Below are 24,995 nucleotides of genomic sequence, written 5' to 3'. Positions count from 1 at the left end.
ACACGGTTATAATCGATTGTTGACCCGACCACTTCCCAGATCCCATGCCACCAGTCCCGCCACTTGAACTCCCGATTGTCCTGATGGTCGCCGCCGCCGGTTTCCTGGCCGGCGTGCAGAACGCCCTGGCCGGCGGAGGCTCGTTCATCACCTTCCCCGCGCTGCTGCTGGCCGGCCTGAATCCACTGGCCGCCAACATGACCTCCACCATCGCGCTGTTCCCGAGCCAGATCACCTCCGCCTACGCCGGCCGCAAACTGGCGGGCGACGTCGGGCCGCTGACATTCAAGCAGATGCTGATCATCAGCGCCATCGGCGGCATCTTCGGCGCTATCCTGCTGTTGAATACACCGCCGTCCTTCTTCGCACGGCTGGTGCCCTGGCTGGTGCTGTTCGCCACCAGCGTGTTCGCGTGGGGCAGCTTCCGCAAGAAGCCATTGCACGCGGCGGGCAGCATGCCGCCTTGGACGCTGATGCTGGTGCAAAGCTGCATCGCCATCTACGGCGGCTACTTCGGCGGCGGCATCGGCTTCCTGATGCTGGCCGCATTGACCATCGCCGGCCAGCAGGTGCGCGCCGCGGCCGCCACCAAGAACGTGCTGGCGATGGCGATGAACGCCGCCGCCACGCTGATCTTCGCCACCTCCAGCTTGATCAGCTGGCCGGCCGCGCTGGCGCTGTGCGTGGGCGGCATCGCCGGCGGCTTGTGCGGCGGATGGCTGATCCACCGCCTGCCGGAAAAAGTCATGCGCGGCTTCGTGGTGCTGGTCGGCGCCGCGCTGACCGTGTGGATGTTCGTCAGAACGTAGCCTTCAACGTCAGGCGGAAGGTGCGCGGCTCCACCGGATGGAAGTGGATGTCGTTGACGCCTTCGGCCGGCTCGCCCTGCAGGCGCGAGGCGTAGTAGTAGTCCACGTCGCTGGCCTTGCGGTCGAACAGGTTGAAGGCGTCCAGCGACACGGCCCAGCGCCGGTCGATCTTGTACCCCACCCGCGCATACGCAATGGCGGTCGTCGCCGAACGCTGGCTGTTATCCTCGATCAGCGGACGCGGTCCGAAGTAACGCATCTGGAACGCGCCGGACCACGGACCGAGATCGGTGACGGTGGCGCCGAACGAGGCCACCTTGCCGACCGCGCCGGGGATGTAATCGCCCGCCGCGTCATGCTCGGTGTAGTGCGCCCGCGAGTAAGCCAGGTCAAGATCGAACAGCAGCCACGGTGCGGCGATGTAGTGGTTGTTCCACTCGATGCCGGAACGGTAGCTGCCACGGCTTGCCGCCGTATCGCCCGCGTCGCCGGAGAACACCAGCTCGGAGGCCGAGCGCAGCTTCCACAAGGCCATCGAACTTTGCAGGCCCGGCACGAACTCGGTGCGCACGCCCAGTTCCGCGCCGCGCGTCTTGACCAGCGGCGTGACCGGATCGATAGGCTCGCGCTCTTTCGGCGTCAGGTGTACTGTGGTGCCGCGCGCGTCGTTGCTGTGGAAGCCCTCGCCGTAGTTGATGAAGAACTCCGTCTTCGCCCAAGGCCCCAGCACCACCGCCAGCTTCGGCGACGTCATGCCGTCGCTGACCTTGCCCGTGTTCTCGGCGATATTGCTGCTCACATCGAAGTGGTAGCGGTCATGGCGCAAACCGGCCGTGGTGCGCAGCCACTCGCGCCACTGCACCGTGTTCTCGAAATAGACCGCCGCATTGGCTTCCTTGACCTTCGACTCCGTGATGACGCCGGTGATCCGGCGCTTGACGGTGCTGTACAGCGCCAGCGGCGACATGTAGTCGTAACGTCCCTGCAGGCCGACCTTGTTGTTCACTTCCAGCCCGCCCCACTTGCCGAACCACGTCTGCGCCACGTCGAAGCCCGTCATGCGGCGCTTCTCGGTCTGGCGCGACTGGTCGCCGTTGACCGGATCGTCGAGGAAGTAGGTGAAGTCGTTGTACAGGTCCAGGCTCGATTGCACGAGGTAGGCGTTGGCCTGCAACAGCGTGTCGCTGCCGCGGCGGCGCAACGTGGCGGACAGGCTATAACGCGAGGTGATGCCGCCGTCGCTGGTGTCGATCGCGCCGTACGAACCGATCTCGCCGCTTTGCACCGCGCGCAGCGGGATCTGGTTGCTGGCGTACCAGCCGCCCTTGTAGGCCATGCCGGTCACGCTGAACTGGTTGTCGCTGCCGCCCTGGCTGTAGCGCAGCACGCCCAAGCTTTTGTGGAAGGCCTCCGGGCTGACCCACGGGCCGTTGTTGTGGCCCAGCTCCGCGCCGTAGACCAGGTTGCCCTCGCCCAGCGGCGTCGATCCGGTCAGGTTGGCGCGGTAGTACTGGTGCTCGCCGACCGTGATGCTGGCGGTGTTCTCTTTCAGCTTGTTCGCCAATCCCATGTGCGCCGCGCCGGCCGAGGCGAAGTCGCCTTCGTCCGCGTAGTACGGGCCTTTTTTGTAGTTGATGCGGTCGACCAGCTCCGGCATCAGGAAATTCAGATCGGTGTAGCCCTGGCCGTGCGCGTGGGCGCGCATGTTGACCGGCATGCCGTCGACGAAGGTGGCGAAGTCGGTGCCGTGATCGAGGTTGAAGCCGCGCAGGAAGTACTGGTTGGCCTTGCCGTCGCCGCTGTGCTGCGTGACGATCACGCCGGGCACGAACTCCAGCAGCTCGCCGGGCCGCAGCGCCGGACGGTTGGCGATCAGCGCCGCCGTCACCGAACCCTGGCTGGCGGCGCTGGTCGTACCGACGCCGTTGTCATAGTGGCCGCGCACCTCCACCGCCTCCATCACAGGTTCGCCGTTGGTCGTTACCGGAACCGTCGCCGCCAGCGCGGCTATCGAAAGCAAAATCATGGATGCTCCTTCAATGAACAGTCGGAGCACAGGGGTGAGCGAACGGCGCGTGCGCAAGGCACGGCCGCCAGACGGCAAAGCCGTGGCGAGCAAAATAGATGCATAGATGTAGATCGAAACAGATGCAATCCCCTCACCTCCCCGTGAGCGGATTGAACAGAAATGCCTGGGCATTTCCACCTGTCTGGCCGGTATCCGGGCTGGCAAGCGACACCGCCTGACCTTCCCATGCGGCTGCACAGTGGTCTGAAGAGGCGGATTTGTCGTCAACGACGACGCTTGTTTACCGTTGCGGGGGCAGCACATGTTGGCTGGCGTGGCCAGCTCCATGTTTCCCGTTTAACTGCGCGTCTGGACAGACGCGCGAGCACCAAAACGGGCCGATTATACGTTAATCGGCCAGCGATTGGAGAATGGGGCAATCGGGACGATGATCGCCGTGGCAGCAGCTGGCCAGCGTCTGCAGGGTGTCGCGCATTTCGGTCAGTTCGGCGATGCGCTGGTTCAGTTCCGCCACGTGGCCCATGGCGATGGTCTTGACGTCGGCGCTGGCGCGCTCCTTGTTCTGCCACAGCGACAGCAGGTCGCGGATCTGGTCGAGCGAGAAGCCCAGCGAGCGTCCGCGCTTGACGAAGCGCAGCGCGTGCAGGTCGTTCTCGCCGTAGATGCGGTAGCCGGCGTCGCTGCGCCGCCCCGGCGGGATCAGGGCGATGCTTTCGTAGTAGCGGATCATCTTGGTCGATACGCCGCTGGCCGCTGCGGCTTGTCCGATGTTCATGCTTGTCCTTTCAGGTGGTCGGGCTTCCAGCGGCGCAGCAGCAGGGCGTTGCTGATCACGCTGACGGAGCTGAGCGCCATCGCGGCGCCGGCAACCATGGGGTTGAGCAGGCCGAAGGCGGCCAGCGGGATGCCCACCAGGTTGTAGATGAAGGCCCAGAACAGGTTCTGTCGTATCTTGCTGTAGCTGCGGCGCGAGATCGAGATGGCGGCGGCCACCAGCGCGGGATCGCCGCGCATCAGCGTGATGCCGGCGGCGTGCATGGCGACGTCGGTGCCGCTGGACATGGCGATGCCGACATCGGCGGCGGCCAGCGCGGGCGCGTCGTTGATGCCGTCGCCGACCATAGCGATGCAGGCGTCGCCGGTCTTCAGGCCGGCCACGGTGCTGGCTTTATCGGCGGGGAGCATGTTGGCTACGATGCGGTCGATGCCCAGTTCCTTGCCGACGGCGTCGGCGCTGCCCTGGTTGTCGCCGGTGAGCAGGATGGTCTGGATGTGCAGGGCGCGCAGGGCTTGCAGCGCGGCGCGGGCTTGCGGTTTGACGCGGTCGCCGAAGGCCAGCAGGCCGAGTAGCTGCGCGGCCTGCGGCGCGTTCGAGGCGGCCAGCCAGGAGATCGTCAGGCCCTGTTGTTCCAGCGCGGTGGCGCGGGCGCTCAACGCATCCAGCGCGACGCCCTCCTCCTGCATCAGCCGCGTGCTGCCCAGGATCAGGCGCGTGCCGTCGACGGTGGCGGCGACGCCGCGGCCGGGCAAGGCGGTGACGTTGGCGGCGGTCGGCATGGCGGCGATGGCGCCTTCGCCTGCGCCGGCATGCGTGGCCTCGGGCGCTGCGGCGGCACCGGGGGCGGCTGGCGTGGCGGCACGTGCGGCGGCGACGGCTGGCGCGATGGCGCGTGCGGCGGCAGCGTCGGTCACGGCGCGGGCCAAGGCGTGCTCGCTGCCGCGCTGGATGGCGGCGGCCAGTTGCAGCAGGCGTTCTTCAGTTATGCCAACCGGCTCCAACGCCGCCAGCGATGGCTTGCCTTCGGTGAGCGTGCCGGTCTTGTCGAACGCCACGGTCGTGATGCGGTGCGCCAGCTCCAGCGCCTCCGCGTCCTTGATCAGTATTCCGTAGCGCGCCGCCACGCCGGTGCCGGCCATGATGGCGGCCGGTGTCGCCAGGCCCAGCGCGCACGGGCAGGCGATCACCATCACCGCCACCGCGTTGATGATGGCCCGCTCAGCGTCGCCGGTCGCCAGCCACCAGGCCACAAAGGTCAGCGCCGCCAGCACCAGCACCACCGGCACGAACACCGCACTGACGCGGTCCACCAGATGCTGCACCGGCGCCTTGGCCGCCTGCGCGTCCTCCACCAGCCGGATGATGCGCGCCAGCGTGCTCTCCGCGCCCACCGCCGTCACCCGCACCAGCAGCAGGCCCTCGCCGTTGATGGCGCCACCGGTCACACGGTCGCCGGCATGGCGCGCCACGGGCAGGCTTTCGCCGGTGATGAGCGCCTCGTCGACATGACTGGCGCCCTCCACCACCTCGCCGTCCGCCGCCACGCGCTCGCCGGGACGCACCACCACCAACTCCCCCGGCCGCACATCTGCGATCGGCACTTCGACATCCTGCTCGCCGCGCCGCACGCGCGCGGACTCGGGCCGCAGCACCTGCAAGGCGCGGATGGCCGACGTGGTCTGGCGCTTGGCCCGCGCCTCCAGCCATTTGCCCAGCAAGATCAGCGTGATCACCACGGCCGACGCTTCGAAATACAGATGCGGCATGGCGGACGCCGACGCAAACAATTGATACACGCTCAGGCCATACGCGGCGCTGGTGCCCAGCGCCACCAGCAGGTCCATATTGCCGCTGCGGGCGCGCAGCGCCAGCCAGCCGGCGCGATAGAAGCGCGCGCCGAGCCAGAACTGCACCGGCGTCGCCAGCAGCATCTGCACGCGGCCATCCAGCATCCAGTGGACGCCGGCCAGTTCCAGCAGCATCGGCAGCAGCAAGGGCAGCGACAGCAAGGCCGCCAGCAGCACCGCGCGGCCGCCGGTGGGATGGGCCAGCGTCGGCGCGGGCGGCGCGGGTGCAGGGGCGGATGGGGGCAGTTCCGGCGTGGCGTGGTAGCCGGCCTTGTCGATCGCCTGCGCCAGCAGCGAGAAATCCAGCGGCTGCGACGACTCGACCCGCGCCGACTCGGTGGCCAGGTTGACGCTGACCTTGTCCACGCCCGGCACCGCCGCCAGCACGCGTTCGACGCGGCCCACGCAGGAGGCGCAGGTCATGCCCTCGATGTTGATCGATAAACTTGAAGGTGAGGCGGAGGCAGACATGGCGATCCCGGTGGAATACTCGATACTGACATCATCAAGTATCCCACGATGGGAAGGTCAAGTCCAAATTGCGGCGATCAGCGCACTTCGCAGTCGATGACGTTCGACTTGCCGGCCGTGTTACGCGCCGACGGGGCCGTGCTCTGGTTGAACGCCGGCGGTGGCATGAACTGGATGCCCGGATTGACCGGCAGGATCACCGGCGGCTGCTGGAAGTTGGGCGTGTAACCGAACTGGCCGGCGGCGAAATTGCTGGCGCCCCCGGCGTTGGTCACATGGATCAGGCCGTCGATCACGTGCACATACAGGCCCGGCGCCATCAGCCCCGGCGGCGACGGCAGCGGCGACGACGGCGACTGCGGCACCGCTTGCGCCAGCATCAGCGGCTGCACCGGCGCGGCCAGCGGATCCAGCGCGGCGGTGCTGGCCAGGTTGTAGGCCAGGCGTGCCGCGACCGCCTGCTCGCTCGGCTCGACCAGGTCGGCGATGAAGGTGGTGCCGCGGATGCCGATGGTGGCGCTCGGCGTCTTCATGGCGAACTTTTCCTTGTTGCGCTTGCCCAGCAGGCCGGTGACCGAGCGCAGCCCGCCCTTGACCAGGCTGAACGAGGCGTTGTCGGCCTCGGGCTTGCCGGCGTCGTAGCTGAAGTTCTCGACCTTGAAGGTGGTGGCCGGCTTGAGCGTGATCTCGCTGTTGTCGATGAACTTGACCAGCGCATAGGTGTTCTTCTCGGTCACCAGCGTGTCGCCGCTCTCGACCTCGGAACGCATCGACAGGATGCGCACCACGCCATCGGCCTTCTTGGACAGCAGCGGCCCGCTCAGCTGGACCACCGTGCCCACCACTTGCGCGGCCCAGCCGGCGCCCGCCGCGCCGCACAACGCCAGCAACAGCAGGCCCTTGAGCAAGGCCCGGACCACGAGAGAGTTTTTAGGCTGTGACATATTCATTTCCAATACATTCAAGGGACGCTCAGTACGCCAGTCCCAGGCGCAGGTGCAGGCGGCTGGCGTTGTCGCGGCCGGTGTTGCCGGCGCGGACCACGTGGCCGAAATCGAGTTGCAGGTTGGCGTAGGTCGACAGCACGAAGCGCGCGCCGACGCCGGCGCTGGCGATGCTGGTGCTGGTCAGTTCGCCCGGCAGCGCATGGTTGCGCTTGACGTAGGCCGCGTCATAAAAGCCCAGCAGGCGGCAGTTCCAGCCCGCGTGACTGCAGACGTTGGGCGTGTAGGCCTCGAGGTTGACGCCCAGGCCGGAGTCGTTGGAAATCTCGCGCTCGATGAAGCCGCGCACCGAGGTCGCGCCGCCGGCGCCGAACTGCTCGCCGGGGATCAGCGCGTCGGTGGTGTACTGGCCGTTGACGATGGCGCGCAGTTGCCAGTCGTTGGCCAGCGCCCGGGTCACGCTGCCGGCCAGGCGCAGCATGGTGTAGTCGGCCTTGGCGCCGTCGCGCGCCAGCGTAAACGCGTGCTGGTCACCCTTGGACCCGCCGGAGACATTGCGCAGCAGCGTCAGCTGGCCGCTGACCTCGCCCTGCTTGAGCGGCAGCGTGGCCTGGTAGCTCACGCTGAGCGGATGCACGGTGACGTCGTTGCCCAGTTCCTGGCCCAACAGCTGCACGCTGTTCTTGAAGGCCTTGTAGTCGACACCGTAGCTGAGTTTGGCTTCGAGTTCGCCGCGCTTGGCCAGGCTCTGGTTGTAGCGCGCGCCGTACACCGCGCCCTTGCCGCTGACGGCCAGGTTGACCGCGCCGGCCGACACGGTGCCGGAATCGACGTTGGAATAGCTGGCGAAGAAGTCCAGCGAATCGCCCAGCGCGTACAGCGGAATATGGTAGCCGGCGCCGTACACCTTGACGCGGCCCGGTTCCTCGGCCGAGGTGGTGTACTGCAGCGAGGCCAGGTGGTCGCGGTTGAACAGGTTGGCATTCTGCAGGATGAAGCCGACATGGGTCTTGCCGGTCTGCTGGGTGCCGGTGTTGTCGATGTTGACCATGCCCTTCCACGGGGTCTGGTCCTTGACGTCCAGGATGGCGTCAACCTCGTCGTCCAGCTCGCCGCTTTGCAGCTTCAGCGTGACTTCCTTGGCGGGGCTCTCGTTGCCCTGCTTCAGGTTGGCCGAGACCGCCTTCAGGTCCGGCGTGCGGCCCTCCTGCAGGGCGGGCAGGCTGTGACGGATGTTGTTTTCGTCGAAGTAGCGATTATTCTTGACCTGGATGCGGCCGATGCGCGTCTCCACCACGCGCAGCTGCACCACTCCCCGGTTGAGTTCCTGCTCCGGCAGCTCGATCGTCACCACGTTGTAGCCGCGCTGGTGATACACGGCCTCCAGCGCCTCCAGCGCGCGCTGCACGTCGCCGAAGTCGCGCTCCTTGCCGGTGAACTTGGCCAGCAGCGCGTCGACCTGCGCCTGCGGCAGCAAGGTGTTGCCCTTGACTTCGAAACGGGCGATCTCGAAACGGATGGGGGTGCCCTCGGCGGGCGGCTGGTCCGCGGCCCAGGCCGACGCCACAGCGGCGCTTAAAAGAGAACCTGCCAGCAAGCGGGTTAAGCTATTTCTCATGGGGTCGCTCGTAGTTTTTGTCGCGTGTATTTTTTCAACTTTGAAAACCTCTCGTCAACGCCGGCGGACTCCGCAAACGCTCTTCCGATGCTAGCATAGCCGCCATATTCAATGCCTATTTGAAATACCGAATTGGCAAGCCCCGGCGCCGAGTGTTGGATTTCAGTTCACTCCCGGCGCCCGGACCTGCGCAAATCGCGTTTCCTCAGTTGCAGTACATCTTCTTGGCCGGCTCGGACTTGCTGGCGAGTACATCGACCTTGCCGCTGGCCTTGTCCTTTTCGTCCGGCACCTTGTCATCCGGCTTGGCGGGACCGGCGCTGCCGCCGCCCGATCCGCTCGACGCCGTGCTGGTCTCCGCCGGCAACGACATCGCCGGGTTCTTGGCAATATTAAGCAGGGTGACCGTGTTGATGATGTTGACCGTGGTGCTCACCGCCTGCGAGGCCGGCGTCGGCGGCTGGCCGCCCGCGCTTCCCGCCGCGGCTGCTGCCGCAGCGGCTGCGGCATCGGCTGCGGCCTTGATATCGGCGGCGGCCTTCGCTGCTGCCGCATCGGCGGCTGCCTTGGCGGCCGCTTCGGCGGCGGCCCTGGCGGCGGCTTCGGCTGCCGCCTGCGCGGCTACCGCATCGGCGGCCGCCTTGGCAGCGGCTTCCTCCGCGGCCTTGGCGGCGGCGTCGGCGGCTGCTTTGGCGGCCGCGTCGGCGGCGGCCTTGGCGGCTGCTTCGGCTGCTGCCTTGGCGGCCGCGTCGGCGGCGGCCTTGGCGGCGGCGTCGGCTGCTGCCTTGGCGGCGGCATCGGCGGCGGCCTTGGCGGCGGCGTCGGCGGCCGCCTTGGCGATCGCATCGGCGGCGGCCTTGGCGGCTGCTTCGGCGGCGGCCTGGGCGGCGGCGGTGCCCGAACCGGAATCGATGACCGGCGCCGTGCCGCTGCCCAGCGAGACCGAACCCGCGCTCACCGAGCCGAACGGCGCGGCCAGCGACACCGGCGCGCCGTTGCTATTGATGGTGGTGGCGCTGCCGACGCTGATGCTGCCGTTGCTGGCCAGCGCCGAGATGCCGCCGGTCGGCGAGCTCACACTGAGCAGGCCGCCCAGCACGATGTTATTGGTCGCCGCCAATTTGATCGTATTGGTCGCCTGCAGCTGCGAGCCCGACTGCAAGGTGATGTCGGTGCTGGCCGACAGCGCGATATCGTCGCCGATCACCTGGTCGCTGATGGTGATCGGGCTGTGCGCGGTGATCGACACCCCGCCGTTGGAGGCATGTATGGTGCCGCCGGTGTGGATGCCGCCGTGGTTGTCGATGACGATATTGCCGTTGGTGGTGGTCAAGGCGCCCAGCGCCAGCTCGCCGCTGGAAACGGTGTTGGTGAGCGCGACGTTGCCGTGCCCATTGCTGGCGGAGAAGGCGTTCACGTGATTGCCGCTGTTGCTCAGGTCGATGCCGCTGGTGGCGGTCGTGTGCAGGCTGTCGGTCTGCAAGGCGCCGGTCTGGCTGATGGCGCCGCTGCCCTCGCCCGCGACCAGCGTGATGCCGCTCTGCGCCCGCGCGTTGCCGATCACGAGGTTGCCGGTGCTGTAGACGGTGAGCGACCCGCTCATGTCGATGCTGCCGTTGGTTTGCGCCAGGTTGGAGGTGATCACGCTGGCTGCACTGTTGGTGCCGCTCAGCACGCCGCTGGCCAGCGTCAGGTTGGAGACCGACATTGCGCCGTTCTGCACCATATTGCCGCCGTTGAGGTTGAGCGTGGCACCGGTCAGGGCGGAGGTGTTGTTGACGATCAGCGTGCCGGCGGTCAGCGCCAGCTGGCTGCCGCTGCCGACCGTGAGCGTATCCAGCTTGACGTTGCCGGCGCTGGCGTCATACGTGATGGTGCCGGCGCTGCTGCCGATGACGGCGTTCAGCACGTTGGCGCCGTCCGGTGCGATGCTGTCGGCCCAGTTGCCGGCCGCGCTCCACAGGCCGCCGCCGCTGCCGGTCCAGGTCGACGTCGGACGCGCCGTGATCGTGCCCCGGGCGCCGGCATTGAGCGTGTAGTTGCCGGCGGCGGAGCCGACGATGGACGGCTGGTTGCCGGTGACGGTGACGACCTTGTTGACGCCGACGTTCTTGTCGGCATAGCTGAGGGTGCTGCCCTCGCCGATCAGCAACGACACCGCGTCGAGCGGGCCTTCCGGCATGCCCAGCAGGCCGCTCAGCGTGGCGCCGGAGTACGTGGCGTTGGTGGTGTTGTCGTACTGGCGGCTGAGCAGGGTGAGCGTCAGCGGCGCCGGCGTGATGTTGGCGGTCAGGCCGCTCGGCATGCCGGTCACCACGTAGTTGCCGCCGTCGGCGCCGCCCAGCACGAAGCCGGTGGCCGTCACGCTCTTGCCGGTGCCGACGTTGCGGTCGGAGAAGGTGCCGCTGCCGGCCGACAGCGTGACCACGTCGCTGCCGATCACGCCGCCGAGGGTGCCGCCGGCGACATTCAGCGTGGCCGCCGTGCCGTACTGGCTGGCGGCCGGATTCCAGTCCATATTGTAGACGCGGTTGTTGGCGGTGACGCCGCTCACGCTCAGCTGCGCGGGCGCGATCTCCGTCATCAGGCCGGACGGCTGCACCAGCGTGTAGTTGCCGGCGTCGCCGCCGGACAGGCTGTAGCTATTCAGGTCCAGCAGCACCAGCTTGCTGGCGCCGGCGTTCTTGTTCTGCAGCTTGGCGCTGTTGGAACCGCTCAGCGTCACGACGTCGCCGTAGATGGGGGTGACCGACGCGGTGCCGTTCACCGTGATGTCGGTGGTGCCGTCGTAGGTGCGGCCGGGCGCGCTCAGGCCGCTGATCTGCAGCTGGGCCTTGTTGATCGTGCCGGTGCCGGTCACGGCGCCGTCCAGCACGTAGTTGTTGTACGGGTTGTTGGTCAGCGCCGGGCTGGCGACCGTGACGGTCTTGCCGGTGCCGGCGGTCTTGTCGGCGAAGCTCAGGGTGCCGCTGATGCCGGGCTTGTCGGTGCCGACGACGTTGGCGTAGCTGAAGTCGTAGGTGCCGTCGGAAGTGCCCGACACCAGGTCGGTCAGGCGGTCATACGTCTTGCTGGCGCCGGTGACGGTGGCGGTGATGTGGCGCGGCGTGATGACCATCTGCGGCGCGGCATCGTAGCTGATGTCGTAGCGGTGCGAATACAGGCCGCCGAGGCTGTAGGTGCCGGTGTTGATCGCGCCGTCGAAACCCAGCGTGCCGCTGACATCCGCGTGCGTGTAGGTCTGGCCGAACGTCGCTGCCGTACCGTCGTAGACCTTGGTGCCGCCGGTGCCGGTCACATGCACCGACAGCGGCGCCAGGAAGCCTCGCAGAAGCGGCGTCGTGTGGCCCTCGTAGATGCGCCACACCGACGTGCCGCCGGTGAAGTCGAACCCGCTGAAGCTGGCCTGCTGCATCATCTGCGCCGACGTCAGGCCGGCCGCGCCGGCGCTGTCGCTGCCGGTGGCCGCCGCGCTGTAGTAGCTGGACGTGACGGTGCCGCCACCGGCGCCGGCGCCGACCAGCGCATGGACGACGTCGTTGGTGCTGGTCTTGACGTCGCCGCTGCTGTAGGTGCTGCTCAAGGTCCCGGACGCGCCGTTACCGCCCAGCAGCCCGCCGGTGCTGCCGACGCTGTAGGCGTTCTTGCCGATCACGTTGCCAACCACGTAGGAAGTGCCGATGGTGCCATTGGAGTAGCCCGCCAACCCGCCGAGGTTGGTGCCGTTGCCGTAGACGTTGGATTCGATCGCCACGCCGCTGACGGTGCCGCTCTGGATGCTGCCCGCCAAGACGCCGGTGTAGCTGTTGCCCTCGACCGTCGCGCCGGCGATGCGGACGTCGCGGATCGTGCCGCCGTCCAGCTCCGAGAACAGGCCGACCTTGTCGGTGGTGGGCAGGTTGATGTAGAGGCCGCTGATGCTCTTGTGGTTGCCATCGAACACGCCGATATAGGGGGTAGTGGCACTAGCGATCGGCTTGAAGCCCTGGTAGTTGCTGCCGCCCATGGAATTCCAGTGCGCGGTCTGGCTGGCGTCGATGTCGTTGTCGAGCACGTAGGAGCGGCTGACGGGCAAGGAGCCGATTCCTTGCAAGCCGTAGACATCCACCAGATGGTAAGGCGCGGTTGCGCCGTCGCCGCTGGCGGCGCGCACAAAGGTGCCGCCGGCGATGCGAAAATCGGTGGCGGTGAAGTTCGGCAGCGTGCCGACCTGGTTCCAGGCGCCGGCTTGCAGGTTGAAGATGCCATTGACGGTCACGCTGTCGGTGGCGGTGATGTTGGAACTGGCGCCGGCGCTCAGCGTCAGGCCGCCGGTGGTGACGGGCGCCTGCAGCGCGATGCTGCCGGTGGCGGTCAGGGCCAGGCTGTTGGTCAGCATCAGCGGCTGGCTGACAACGATGTTGCCGGCCGCGCTCTGGTTGTTGTTGTCGATCGTCAGCCAGCTGGCGTTGGCGCTGGCCAGGTCGGCGTTGGTCAGCGCCAGCACGTTGGACGGATTGCCGGTCGCGCCGATCTCGACGGCGTTGGTCGAACCCAGGCTGACCGAGGTGCTGTTGAGCGAGCCGCCGGCCAGCGTCATCTTGCCTGCGTACAGGTTGATGCCGGAGCTGGACGTGAGGCTGCCGGCGTTGGTGATGCGGTAGTCGCCGCTCGAATGCGTGACCAGGCTGAGCGCGCCGGTGTTCTTGACGGCCGCGCCGCTGGCGACGCTGATGTTGCCGCCCTGGCTGTACAAGGTCAGCGTGCCGGCGTTCTGGCCGCCCGTCAAATCCAGGTTGCCGACCACGGACAGGTTGCCGGTATTGCTGCCATAGCCGCTGCCGCCGGCGGCGTCGCCGATGCTCAGCCAGCCGTTGACCGGCAGCTGGACGTGCGTCAGTTCGGCATCGGTCAGGCCCAGCACGCCGGCGGCGTCGGTGGCGCCGGCGCCGACCTGGATGGCGGTGGCGTTGGAATACGGCGTCAACCGCACGCCGTGCGCGGTGGTCGCGGACAGCGTACCGTTGAGCGTCATGTTATCGGCCTGCACCACGACATTGCCGGATGAGGACAACACGGACATGCCGCTGTCGATCGTCGCCACGCCGTTGGTCTTGGCCGAGGTCAGCGTCATGTTGCCGGTGCTGGTCACGTTGCCGCTGACGCGGACATCGCCATTTTGGGCCGTGGCCGTCAGCGAGCCGCCCGCGAGGCTGTTGGCCAGGTTGATGCTGGTCCCGGTCAGCACGATATTGCCGTTGGTGGCATGCAGCGACTCGTAGCCGCCGATGGCGTTGCTGTCGTTGGCCAGCGTGATGTTGGTGACCGCCATCGCGTTGATGTTGTGGACCGTGAGCGCCGAGATCGGCTCCGTGGTCTGCACGATGGAGCGGCCCGAGGTCAGCACCAGGTCGCTGTTGCCGCCGGTGATGGCGGCCTTCAGGTTGATGTCGCGGTCGGCCGTCAGCGACAGCGTGCGGCCCGATGGCAGCAGGATCTCGCTCAGCACCGAAATATCGCCGCCGCCGCTGCCGTTGGGATTGCCCGTGCTGACCGTCACGTTATTGGCAAGCAGCGCGGTGTGCAGCGTATCGGTCAGCAGCAGCGAATCCTGCACAGTGCCCGATTCCAGGAAGGTCGAGCCGCCGCTCACCAGGTTGAGGTTGCCCACCGAGCTGGGCACGCCGGACACGCCGCTGTTGTCGGCGATGTAGACATCGCTTGGATCGAGCAGCAGCTTGCCGGTGGCGCCCTTGGGCGCGAGGGTGTCAACCGTGCCCTGCATGTTCAGGTAGTGGCCGGAGGTTTCGACGAAGCCGCCGTTGCCGCCGTTGGCGCCGCCGCGCGCGGAGATGGCGCCGAACATCTGCGTGGCCTGGTCGCTCCAGACGATGACCTTGCCGCCGTCGCCGTTGGCGGTGGCGTCGGCCCGGATCACGCTGTCCTTGCCCACGTACGATTGCTGCGCGTTTTGCACCGCCGGGTTCTTGCCCTGGTAGTCGCCGCCCACCAGCACCGTGCCGCCGCCGGCCGCGCCGCTGGCGTCGACCACGGCGTTGCCGGTCAGGCCCACCCGGTCGCCCAGCAGACGGATATCGCCGCCAGTGTTGAGGTTGCTGCCGGTGGCGGTGGTCGTGCTGCCCGCCTCCAGCAGCGTGGTGCCGCTCGCCTTGAGGATGATCTGGCCGTTGGCGCCGCGCACCGCGCTGTTGGCGTTGATGCCGCCGCGCTGGTTGACCAACGCGCCATACACGCCGACCCGCCCGCCCTGCGCCACGATCTGGCCCAGGTTGAGCGCCTGGTCGGCCGGGGCCGACACCACCACCTGCACGTTCGGGTCCTTGGAGTCGAACAGCTGCACGCTGTGGCCGGCCGCCAGCACCACGTCGCCGTTGGGCGCCGAGATCACGCCGCTATTTTCAACCGCCGGCGCCACCAGGAAGATCTGGCCGCCGGACGGCGTGGTGATCGTGCCCGCGTTGCTGACCTTGCCCGCCGTGGCGTCGCCGCTGAAGTTGTTTTTGCCGGCCAGGAAGTCGGCGTTGGAGATCGCCAGGCTCGACGCCACCAGGCCGTTGACATCCACCCGCGAGCCGGCGCCGAAGATCACGCCGTTCGGGTTAATCAGGAACACCTTGCCGTTCGATTGCAGCGAGCCGAGGATCTGGGTCGGGTTCTGGCCGGTGATGCGGTTCAATACCTTGCTGTCCGCGCTTTGCTGGATGAAGCGGGTGATCTCGTCCGGCGCCACCGAAAAACTCTGCCAGTTGATGATGGTGTTGGGCGTGTTGGTGATCGAGTAGGTCTTGCCCTGCAGGTTGAAGCTGGCCTGGCCCGCCACCACGGTCGGGTTGGCCGGCCCCGCCTGCGCGCCCGAATAGCAGGCGGCCACCATGACGGCGATCAGTTTGCGGCGCAAGGGCGCGGCGTGCGCGCGGCGTTGCGTGGAGCGGCTGGTGTCGGCTTTCATAACGGCATCCTCTATCCGGTGGGGAGTGACGTCCGCGCGCCCCGGAATGCCGCGAACCAGTTATTCGGAGTGTGATCGGGAGGAGAATCGGGCCCGCAAAGCATATCCACAAGGAAACTAATATTCCTCTAAGTGTAGCCTTCTTTGCCGAGGCCGCCACGTCTTTTTCCTGCCGGGCGACAGATTTTTCCCGCGTGTGGCGAGATTGCGCCGAGTTATTTCACCGTCATGTTTACGCTTTTTCCACTATTTGGTCTCGAATGTGGTCACGCCATCCCAGTCCGCGCCGGGAGGATGAGCTCGATAATAAGTGATGCGCTCAGTATATAGCGAGTAGAGGCTGCGCTCAGGAAATATTGCACGTAATTCAACGATAATCTGCATCGCCAGATCCCACTGTTGCATACGAACAGCAGCGAGCGCGGCGTGCCAGCGTTCCAGCTCGTCGCGCGTGGCCGGATCGACATCTTTGTCCAGAACAATCGGCTCGAAAATCGCCACCGGCTCGTGCTTGCCCTTGACCCGCACCAGGTCCAGCTCGCGGTAGGCGTATTCCGGCGCGGCCGCGCGGGTGGCCTCGCCCACCGCGATGCCGACGCCGTAGACCTTGGTGATGCCCTCCAGCCGCGAGCCCAGGTTCACGGCGTCGCCCATGACGGTGTAGGCGCGGCGGATCTTCGAGCCCATGTCGCCCACGTGCATCAGGCCGGTGTTCAGGCCGATGCCGATCTTCAGCGGCGGCCAGCCGCGCGCGATGAAGTCCTCGTTGAGCCGGCGCGCGCTGGCCTGCATCAGCAGCGAGGTGGCGACCGCGCGGCTGGCGTGGTCCGGGAAGGCCACCGGCGCGCCCCAGAAGGCCATGACGGCGTCGCCGATATACTTGTCGAGCGTGCCGCGGTGGCTGTCGCGGATGTCCTCCGACATCGCCGTCAGGTACAGGTTGATGTACTCGCGCAGCTGCTTGGGCGTCAGCCCTTCCGAGATGGTGGTGAAGCCGCGCACGTCGACGAACAGCACGGTCAGCTCGCGGCTCTCGCCGTCCATATTGTATTTTTCCGGATCGTCGGCCATCTCGGCCACCAGCTCGGGCGCCACGTATTCGCCGAAGCGCGACACTAGCGCCTGCCCTTTCCTCACCTCGAAGAAATAGCCCCACGCCACGTTGAGCACGAACACCGAGGCGATCACGATCAGCTGCATGGCCAGGTTGTAGATCAGGTCGAGCGAGGTGTATTCGTAGTAGTTCAGGCCGAAGCTGGCGGCCAGCACCAGCACGCCCAGCAGGATGGAACGCAGCGGCGACAGCGCGGCCAGCGCAAAGCTCAGCAGCAGGCCGATCGCCAGGATCTGCCCGGCCTCGATCACGAACGCCGCGTAGGGGCGCGACTTGAAGCGGTTGTCGAGGATGGACTTGATGATGTTGGCGTGGATCTCCACGCCCGGATACTCGGCCTTGACCGGCGTGGCGCGCAAGTCGACCAGGCCGGGCGCGGTGGTGCCGATCAGCACGGCCGTGCCCTTCAGCAGCGCGACCGGCGCGCGCCCGGTCAGCACGTCGGCCGCCGACACGTAGCGGAAGGCGCCGCCCGCGCGGCCGCCGGTGCCGCGGAACTGCACCACCGTCGACATCGCCTCGCCGACCGGGATCACGCGCTGCTTGTGGTCCGGCAGCAGGATGGTCAGCGCGTCGTAGCCGCCGCTCTCCAGCTGGCTCTGCGACAACTGGTCGACCGATTCGGTCAGCAGCGGCTTGACCGCCAGCGCGCCCAGGTACAGCCCGGCCGTGGCCACCGACAGCGAGGGATAGTAGTTGTCGCCCACTTGCTGGATCAGGTAGGCCGAGCGCACGATGCCGTCCGGATCGGTGGACACGGAAAAACTGCCGCCGCCGGCCGCCGCCCGCTGCAGCACCGGCACGTTGGCCTCGAAGCCGGGGGCGTTGTAGGCGGTCAGTTCGCGTCCGTTCAGGTCGCGCTCGGAAAACAGCGGCTTGGGCAGCTCGCCCTTGACCTGGTCCGGCGACAGGTTGAAGCCCAGGATCACCGGCTGCCCTTTCAGCGCGGCGGCGAACAGGCCGTCGTAGTCCAGCGAGGGTTTGAGTTGCTCCAGCTTCTGTTTCAATGCCGGCACGTCGCTCAGCTCCTTGTTGGACAGCTTCTCCAGCACGCCGTAGCCGGAGCTGGTGTCCGGCTCGGGGAAGGAGATATCGTAGCCGACCGCCTTGACCTGGTAGTGCCCGGTCAGCTGCGAGATCAGCCGCGCCTGCACGTTGCGGCTCCACGGGAAGCGGCCGAATTCGGTCAGCGCCTGGCCGTCGATGTCGACGATGACGATGCGCGGGTCCAGCACCGGCGCGGCCAGCTTCATGCGCTCGCCGGCCAGCAGGTTGTCGAAGCGGGCCACCGCCTCGCTCTCCCAGATGTTGAGCGAGTACAGCACGCCGGCCGCCGTGATCAGCACGCCCAGCAGCCAGCGCGGTCCGTACTTCAGCAGGACCTTGGTCCACTTAGCGGGGATCAGGCGCACGCGCGCTCCTTACGGTGTGTAGCCGGGAATGAGGGACTCGTCGATGACGTCGATCTGCTTCTCGTCCATGTTCTTGTGGGCGAACTGCAGATAGATCTTGCTGCGGATGAAGATGTCGAACAGGTCGGGATCGATGTGGCCGTTGAGCGAGAAGTTGCCCAGGATGCGCAGCGACTCGGACAGCATCTTGCCTTTTTTGTACGGCCTATCCTTGGCGGTGAGCGCCTCGAAGATGTCGGCGATCGCCATCAGCCGCGCCGGCACCGACATCTGGTCCTTGGTCAGCCCGCGCGGATAACCCTTGCCGTCCATGCGCTCGTGGTGGCCGCCGGCGTATTCCGGCACGTTCTTCAGGTGCTTGGGCCACGGCAGCGCCTCCAGCATGCGGATCGTCATCGAGATGTGGTTGTTGATCTGCTTTCGCTCGGGCTCGGTCAAGGTGCCGAACTTGATGGTCAAATTCATCACCTCGTCGGCATCGAGGAAGTCGCGCTCGATGCCGTCCGGGCCGGTCCAGCGGTACTGGGCGATGGCGCGCACGCGGTCCTGGTCGGCCGTCGCCATGCCTTCGCCGCCGACGTTGGCGGCGCGGATGAAGTCGCGGTCGGCGCGCAGCGCGGCCTGTTGCGCGGCCAGCTCGGCGTCGATGGCGGCGTGGTCGCTGCCCGGCGCCAGCTTGCGCTTCAGCGCGGCGATCTCGGCCTCGCGCAGCAGCACCTCGAAGCGGGTGTCGATCAGGGCGATGCGGTCGAAAATGGTTTCCAGCTTGGTGGCCTTGTCCACCACGTGCACCGGCGTGGTGATCTTGCCGCAATCGTGCAGCAGGCCGGCCAGCCACAGTTCCTTGCGGTCGGCGTCGGTCATGCGGAACTCGGCCATCGGACCGGTCTCGGTGGCGTGCACGGCCTCGGCCAGCATCATCGTCAGCTCCGGCACGAACTGGCAGTGGCGGCCGGTGTACGGCGATTTTTCATCGATGCCGATGTTGATCAGGTTGACCAGGGCTTCCAGCAGCTCTTCCAACTGGGCGATCAGGCGCTGGTGCGTGAGCGCCACCGCGCCCTGCGCCGCCAGCGCCTCGATGAAGCGCTGGTCGGTCTGGGTGAAGGCGCGGATGGCGCCGGTGTCCTTGTCCTTGGCGTTGATCAGCTGCAGCACGCCGACCAGTTCGCCCTCATGGTCGCTCATCGGCACCGTCAGGAACGATTGCGAATGGTAGTGGCGCAGCTGGTCGAACTTGACCATGCCGGAAAAGTTGAAGACGTCGGCCTTGTACACGTCCTCGATGTTGACCGACAGGCCGAAGTGCGCGGCGTAGGCCGCCACCGAGGCCAGGTTCTTTTCGCCGTTGTCGTCGAACAGCGGCACGCCCGGCGCCGAGATCGGCTGGCCGCTGACGCCGCCCTGGTGGGTCTGCAGCGTGTCGTTGATCAGGATGGCGAAATCGAGGTGACGCTTGTCCTCGCTGGGGCGGTACAAGGTGCCGCCGTCGGCGTTGGTCATGCTCTTGGCAACGATCAGGATGCGCTCCAACAGCGTATCGGTGTCGTGGCTGCTGCCCAGCTGGACGCTCAGCTCGGTCAACTGGTCGAGCCGCTGTGCGATCTGGGTTTGATTCAACTCTTGCATGGTTGCTTTTTCACTAGCGGTTGAATGGACTGGCGTCAAGCGCACTAACAAAGTGTAGCCGCAGCGCAAGCTGTTGTACATCAACAATTGATAGGGACGACAAAATTACCATGGGCAGTGTCGGGTTTTTCCCTGTTGCAGGGAAAAAAAGTTATCATCAATCGGCGTATCGAGCTAAAAAACAGGGATTGCGTATGAAATTTATTTTTTGGGGAGTGCGCGGTTCCATTCCCTCCCCCGGACCGCGCACCGCGCGCTACGGCGGCAACACCACGTGTATCGAGGTACGCACCGATGACAACACCCTGATCGTCATCGACGGCGGCACCGGCATTTTTTCGCTGGCGCAATCGCTGTTGCAAAACAAGACCACGCCGATCCACGCCAACATCTTCATCACCCACAGCCACTGGGACCACATCCACGGCCTGCCCTTCTTCACGCCGCTGTTCGTGCGCGACAGCCGCGTGCGCCTGCACGGCGTGACCGACCCGGTGACCGGCAACGGCATCGAGCACGTGATGGGCGTGCAGCTGCAAAACAGTTATTTCCCGGTCAGCGAAACGCAGATGGACGCCACCATCGAATACCGCACGCTCACCGTCGGCGAGCCGATCCAGGTGGGCGACGCCACCGTGCACAACGTGGTGATGAACCATCCGGTGACCGACCTCGGCTATCGTATCGTATGCAACGGCAAGTCGGTGTTCTTCACCGGCGACCACGAGCCGCACTACAACATCCACCCGCCCGGCCACCCGGAGCACGACGCCTACCAGCAGTGGATGGACGAGCGCAACGCCGCCATCGACGCCACCGTGCAAGGGGTGGACGCGCTGATCGTCGACTGCTCCTACACCCGCGAGGAATATCCGGCCAAGCAGGGCTGGGGCCACGGCACCTTCGATTCGGCGTTCTCGCTGGCGCTGCGCACCGGTGCCAAAGCGCTATACTGCACCCATCATGAACCGACCCGCAGCGACGACGAACTCGAAGCCGTGTTCGCCGAGGTGATGGCGCGCCATGCGCCGCTGCTGGGCGACCTGAAAGTCTTCCTCGCTTACGAAGGCATGGAAGTCCATCTGACCTAGCGAGGGCACCATGAACGACGCCGGCCTCCCCAGTCCACACCCCAGCGATGTCGACCTGCGGCTGGCGTTCTTCCAGAAGCTGCAAACCGTCACCACCAAGATCCACGCCACCAGCAACCTGGACGAGATCATGCTCGACCTGGGCATGGAATTCTGCGACCTGTTCAATTGCGACCGCTTCACGCTGTACGCGATGGACCACGAGAAGGACTACATCGTCTCCAAGGTCAAGACCGGGCTGACGTCGTTCCGCGACCTCAAGCTGGCGGTCACGCCCGCCTCCATCGCCGGCTACGTCGCGCTGACCCGCAAGACCGTCAACATCGCCGACGTCTACGACCAGGCCGAGCTGGCGCGCTATTCGCCGGAGCTGCGCTTCCAGCAGGGCGTGGACCAGCGCACCGGCTACCGCACCAAGCAGATGCTGGTGGCGCCGCTGATCGCGGTGCAGTCGCGCGAGCTGCTGGGGGTAGTCCAATTCATCAACAACCGCGACCGCGCGCCCTTCTCCGCCATCGCCGAGGCCGGCGTGAAGGAGTTGTGCGAGACGCTGTCGGTGGCCTTCAGCCAGCGCATGAAGCCGCCGCAAATGGTAAGGACCAAATATGACGGGCTGGTGACGGACGCGGTGCTGTCGGCGCCCGAGCTGGAGCTGGCCACGCGCGCTGCTCGCAAGAAGGACGTCGATGTCGAGGAAGTGCTGATCGACGAATTCCAGGTCAAGCCGGCGGCCATCGGCGCCTCGCTGGAACGCCACTTCGGCGTGCCGTACGAGCACTTCCGCGCGGACCGCATCAAGCCGGTGGAACTGCTGCGCAACCTCAAGCGCCAGTACATCGAGGAATCGGGCTGGATGCCGCTGGAGGACAACAAGGACGGCATGCTGGTGGTGGCGCTGGATCCCGAACGCGTGGCCAACACCCACATCGTCAACCAGATCTTCCCCAAGGCCAAGCCTGTGTTCCGCGTGACAAGCAACCGCGAGTTCCGCCAGATGATCGAGCACTTCTTTGGCGCGGCCGGCGACAGCGGCAGCGTCGGGGAGCTGCTGTCGGGCATGGACGACGACGACGGCGATGCCGAGGGCGGTTCGGGCGAGGTGTCGGAGGCGGTCGAGAACGAGCTGGTCAAGCTGCTCAACAAGATCATCGTCGACGCCTACCGCCAGGGCGTGTCGGACATCCACATCGAGCCGCTGCCGGGCAAGGGCAAGACCGGCATCCGCTTCCGCAAGGACGGCACGCTGGTGCCGTACATCGAGATCCCGGCCGCCTACCGCAGCGCGCTGGTGGCGCGCGTGAAGATCATGTGCGACCTCGACATCTCCGAACGGCGCAAGCCGCAGGACGGCAAGATCAAGTTCAAGAAATACGGCCCGCTCGACATCGAACTGCGCGTGGCCACCATTCCCTCCGCCGGCGGCGTCGAGGATATCGTGATGCGCATCCTGGCGGCCGGCGAGCCGATCCCGCTCGACAAGCTGGGCGTGCTGCCGTTCAACCTGGAGCGGCTGCGCGCCACCATCGAGAAACCGTATGGTTTGTTTTTCGTCTGCGGCCCGACCGGCTCCGGCAAGACCACCACGCTGCACTCGGTGCTGAACTACCTGAACACGCCGGACACCAAGATCTGGACCGCCGAGGATCCGGTCGAGATCACGCAGAAAGGCCTGCGCCAGGTGCAGGTCAACCGCAAGGCCGGGCTGGACTTCGCCACCGTGATGCGCGCCTTCCTGCGTGCCGATCCGGACATCATCATGGTCGGCGAGATGCGCGACAAGGAAACCGTCGGCATGGGCATCGAGGCCTCATTGACGGGCCACCTGGTATTCGCCACGCTGCACACCAACAGCGCGCCGGAATCGATCGTGCGGCTGCTGGACATGGGCATGGACCCGTTCAACTTCGCCGACGCGCTGCTGGGCATCCTGGCGCAGCGGCTGGCCAAGCGCCTGTGCGGCAAATGCAAGCAGGCCTACCAGCCCAGCGAAGAGGAATTGAACCTGCTGCTGACGGAGTTCTGCGAAGAGCTGCAAAGCACGGAGAGTTTCCGCAAAGATGCCGCCGCCGGCCGCGCCGCCGTGCTGGCCGGCTGGCGCCAGCGCTACGCCAGGGACGGCAAGTTCACGCTGTACCGCGCCATTGGCTGCGACGAGTGCAACAAGGGCTACAAGGGACGCGTCGGCCTGCACGAGCTGATGATCGGCACCGACAAGGTCAAGAAGCTGCTACAGGAGCATGCGCGCGTGGCTCAGCTGCTGGCGGCCGCGCTGGAGGACGGCATGCTGACGTTGAAGATGGACGGCATCGAGAAGGTCTTGCTGGGCATCACCGACATCAAGATGGTGCGGGCGGTCTGCATCAAGTAGGCCCGCTTGCCGTTGCGCGGCGTGGCGCGGCGGTCGGCCAGCGCGCGCAGGCGCGACAGGCCTGCCTTCAGGTTGAACGAGCGGCCGGCCAGCAGCGCGTCCACCAGCTGCGTGGCCATCGACAATGCCGGCGCAACGGCGCCCCTGGCCGAATACGGCAACACCAGGCGGTAGCGGTCGCGCATGCGCGGCACCACGCCGACAAATCCCAGCGTCACCTCGTTGCAGGCCAGCCGGCGCAATTCCAGCGCCACCTGCTGCACCAGCGGGACTAATGGCGGCAGGTCGTCGCAACGCTTGCCCACCAGGCCGCGCTGGCGCCGCAGGCCCGGCAGGGCCGCCAGCAAACGGCGCTCCAGCGCCTTCATGGCGGCGGGGGTGGGCGGTTCGCGGTCCAGTTCGAGAATGCCAAGCAGGCAGGGTTGGGAGGAATAACGGTTGCCGCTGGCAAGGTAGCGCTGATCGATGATACGCATAATCGGCTATCTCCTTTTTATGAAACGAGCAACATGATGGCAAACTTCGCGCCGACGCGGAAGCGGCGCACCCGCCATCCGCATGTAAGACCATGCCGACAGCTAACGTGCGCTTAAGCCGTTCGTGTTATTACAGTTGTTTTTCGAAGCAGACGGCCAGCGGGTTGCCGATGTATTTGCCGTAGTTGGCGATGCGGTGGTAGCCGCGCGCTTCGTAGAAGTCGACGGCGCGGCGGTTGACCAGGCGCGTCTCCAGCCACAGGGCCTGGTAGCCCAGCGCCTGTGCCTGCTCTTCCAGGAAACGCAGCACGGCGCTGCCGACGCCGCTGGTGCCGTGGCGCGCGTACATGCGCTTGATCTCGGCCACGCCCGGTTCCAGCGGCCTCAGCGCGCCGCAGCCGAGCGCCATGCCGGCGCCGTCGCGCGCCACCACGAAGCAGCCCGCCGGGCCGCACACGTCTTCGATGCTGAACGAGGCGTTGCCGCTGTCGCCGGTGATCGCTTCCAGCGCGGTCGACAATTCCTGCATCAGCAGCAGCGAGTCGCGGGCGGTGGGGTCTTCGGTCTGGAGTTGGATGTCGGTATGCATGGTGTGCAGATTATTGCACAGTACAGATCACCAGTTCGGGATCGGCGTTGATGCGCACCGGAATCCGGCTGCAACCCACGCCGCGACTGACGATGAGGTCGCCGTTGTCGCGCACCGGGAAGCGTCCATAATGGTAGGGACGCGACAGCGGACCGTCCGGCAGCACCAGCGGCGTGCCGCCGGGCAGCGCGATCTGGCCGCCGTGCGTGTGGCCGGCGAAGGCCACGTCGTAGCGCCCGCCGTCCAGGTACAGCAGGCCGTCCGGCGCGTGCATCAGCAGCACGCGCACCGCATCGGCGCCGGCGAAGGTGGCGGCGCCGTCGGGCTCGCCGGTCCAGGGATCGTCCATGCCACAGATGGCGACATTGCCGAACGGCGCCGGCAGCGCCAGCGCGCGGTTGACCAGCATCCGCACGCCGGCCGCCTCGAAGCGGCGGCAGATGTCGCCGTCGTCGGTGGACAGGTCATGATTGCCCAGCACGGCGAACTTGCCCAGCGGCGGCCGGCACGCCGCCAGCGCTGGACTCAGCACCGCCGCGTTGGCGGCCGGGCCGGACACGTAGTCGCCGCCCATCAGCAGCACATCCGGCTGCTCGGCGGCGATGCGCTCGAACAGATCGCGGAAGATGCCGGCATGGGTCGGCGGGCCGGCGTGGAAATCGGAAGCAAACGCGATCTTGAGCGGGCGCGGCAGGCGCTTGGCGGCCGGCAGCGCGACCGCGTGGCGGGTCACGCCCAGGCGGCCATGCAGGCGGCAATGGTAGCTCAGCGCGCTCACCACGCCGCCCATCAGGACGACGTTGACCAGCGCTTCCAGCTTGCTCCGGTGCGGTGAGAAATGCTTGCTGCGGGGGACTATCATGGAAAAAAG

General features: G+C 66.6%; 14 protein-coding genes and 1 riboswitch. Of the genes, 3 read left to right on the top strand and 11 right to left on the bottom strand.

Annotated elements, in window-relative coordinates; translation table 11 throughout:
- The first annotated feature begins 44 nt into the window (after positions 1–44).
- The gene (locus ACUJB0_RS05655; RefSeq protein ID WP_161092838.1) at positions 45–809 is read left to right on the top strand and encodes a sulfite exporter TauE/SafE family protein; all 765 of its coding nucleotides are present in this window, start codon (positions 45–47) and stop codon (positions 807–809) included.
- On the opposite strand, the gene ACUJB0_RS05650 is transcribed toward ACUJB0_RS05655, so the two are convergent.
- From ACUJB0_RS05650 to ACUJB0_RS05615, 8 genes are all read right to left on the bottom strand, one after another.
- Entirely contained in the window at positions 799–2,835 is a 2,037-nt protein-coding gene (locus tag ACUJB0_RS05650) for a TonB-dependent receptor (RefSeq protein ID WP_444844374.1), read from the bottom strand. The genes ACUJB0_RS05655 and ACUJB0_RS05650 overlap by 11 nt on opposite strands.
- A 170-nt stretch (positions 2,836–3,005) precedes the next feature.
- A riboswitch (cobalamin riboswitch) is annotated at positions 3,006–3,225 on the bottom strand.
- A gap of 1 nt (position 3,226) precedes the next feature.
- Entirely contained in the window at positions 3,227–3,613 is a 387-nt protein-coding gene (cueR, locus tag ACUJB0_RS05645; RefSeq protein ID WP_444844373.1) for a Cu(I)-responsive transcriptional regulator, read from the bottom strand.
- Complete coding sequence (locus tag ACUJB0_RS05640; protein WP_444844372.1) at positions 3,610–5,934, bottom strand: heavy metal translocating P-type ATPase; 2,325 nt, start codon at positions 5,932–5,934, stop codon at positions 3,610–3,612. The genes cueR and ACUJB0_RS05640 overlap by 4 nt, the downstream gene beginning before the upstream one ends.
- Positions 5,935–6,011: 77 nt before the next feature.
- Positions 6,012–6,878, bottom strand: a complete 867-nt coding sequence (locus tag ACUJB0_RS05635) for a FecR family protein (protein WP_444844371.1) — start codon at positions 6,876–6,878, stop codon at positions 6,012–6,014.
- A 28-nt stretch (positions 6,879–6,906) separates the two neighbouring features.
- Complete coding sequence (locus tag ACUJB0_RS05630; RefSeq protein ID WP_444844370.1) at positions 6,907–8,496, bottom strand: ShlB/FhaC/HecB family hemolysin secretion/activation protein; 1,590 nt, start codon at positions 8,494–8,496, stop codon at positions 6,907–6,909.
- A gap of 205 nt (positions 8,497–8,701) precedes the next feature.
- Complete coding sequence (locus ACUJB0_RS05625; RefSeq protein ID WP_444844369.1) at positions 8,702–15,445, bottom strand: YDG domain-containing protein; 6,744 nt, start codon at positions 15,443–15,445, stop codon at positions 8,702–8,704.
- A 246-nt stretch (positions 15,446–15,691) separates the two neighbouring features.
- Complete coding sequence (locus ACUJB0_RS05620) at positions 15,692–17,971, bottom strand: CHASE2 domain-containing protein (RefSeq protein ID WP_444844368.1); 2,280 nt, start codon at positions 17,969–17,971, stop codon at positions 15,692–15,694.
- A 9-nt stretch (positions 17,972–17,980) separates the two neighbouring features.
- Complete coding sequence (locus tag ACUJB0_RS05615; protein ID WP_444844367.1) at positions 17,981–19,600, bottom strand: HD domain-containing phosphohydrolase; 1,620 nt, start codon at positions 19,598–19,600, stop codon at positions 17,981–17,983.
- A 194-nt stretch (positions 19,601–19,794) separates the two neighbouring features.
- Between ACUJB0_RS05615 and ACUJB0_RS05610 the strand changes: the two genes are divergently transcribed.
- Positions 19,795–20,691, top strand: a complete 897-nt coding sequence (locus ACUJB0_RS05610) for an MBL fold metallo-hydrolase (protein WP_444844366.1) — start codon at positions 19,795–19,797, stop codon at positions 20,689–20,691.
- A 10-nt stretch (positions 20,692–20,701) separates the two neighbouring features.
- Positions 20,702–23,059, top strand: a complete 2,358-nt coding sequence (locus tag ACUJB0_RS05605) for a GspE/PulE family protein (protein WP_444844365.1) — start codon at positions 20,702–20,704, stop codon at positions 23,057–23,059.
- Here the strand turns inward: ACUJB0_RS05605 and ACUJB0_RS05600 are convergent.
- The 3 genes from ACUJB0_RS05600 to ACUJB0_RS05590 form a co-directional block, all read right to left on the bottom strand.
- A complete protein-coding gene (locus ACUJB0_RS05600; RefSeq protein WP_444844364.1) occupies positions 22,942–23,535 on the bottom strand; it encodes a hypothetical protein in 594 nt (197 codons plus the stop codon). The two genes, ACUJB0_RS05605 and ACUJB0_RS05600, sit on opposite strands and share 118 nt — an antisense overlap.
- Before the next feature lie 130 nt (positions 23,536–23,665).
- Positions 23,666–24,124, bottom strand: a complete 459-nt coding sequence (locus tag ACUJB0_RS05595; protein ID WP_444844363.1) for a GNAT family N-acetyltransferase — start codon at positions 24,122–24,124, stop codon at positions 23,666–23,668.
- 10 nt (positions 24,125–24,134) lie between these two features.
- A complete protein-coding gene (locus ACUJB0_RS05590; RefSeq protein WP_444844362.1) occupies positions 24,135–24,986 on the bottom strand; it encodes a metallophosphoesterase in 852 nt (283 codons plus the stop codon).
- Between the last annotated feature and the right edge of the window lie 9 nt (positions 24,987–24,995).

The sequence above is a fragment of the Duganella caerulea genome, assembly GCF_040362985.1.
GTDB lineage: Bacteria > Pseudomonadota > Gammaproteobacteria > Burkholderiales > Burkholderiaceae_D > Rugamonas > Rugamonas vulcania.
This window is presented reverse-complemented; position numbering and strand designations above follow the sequence as displayed.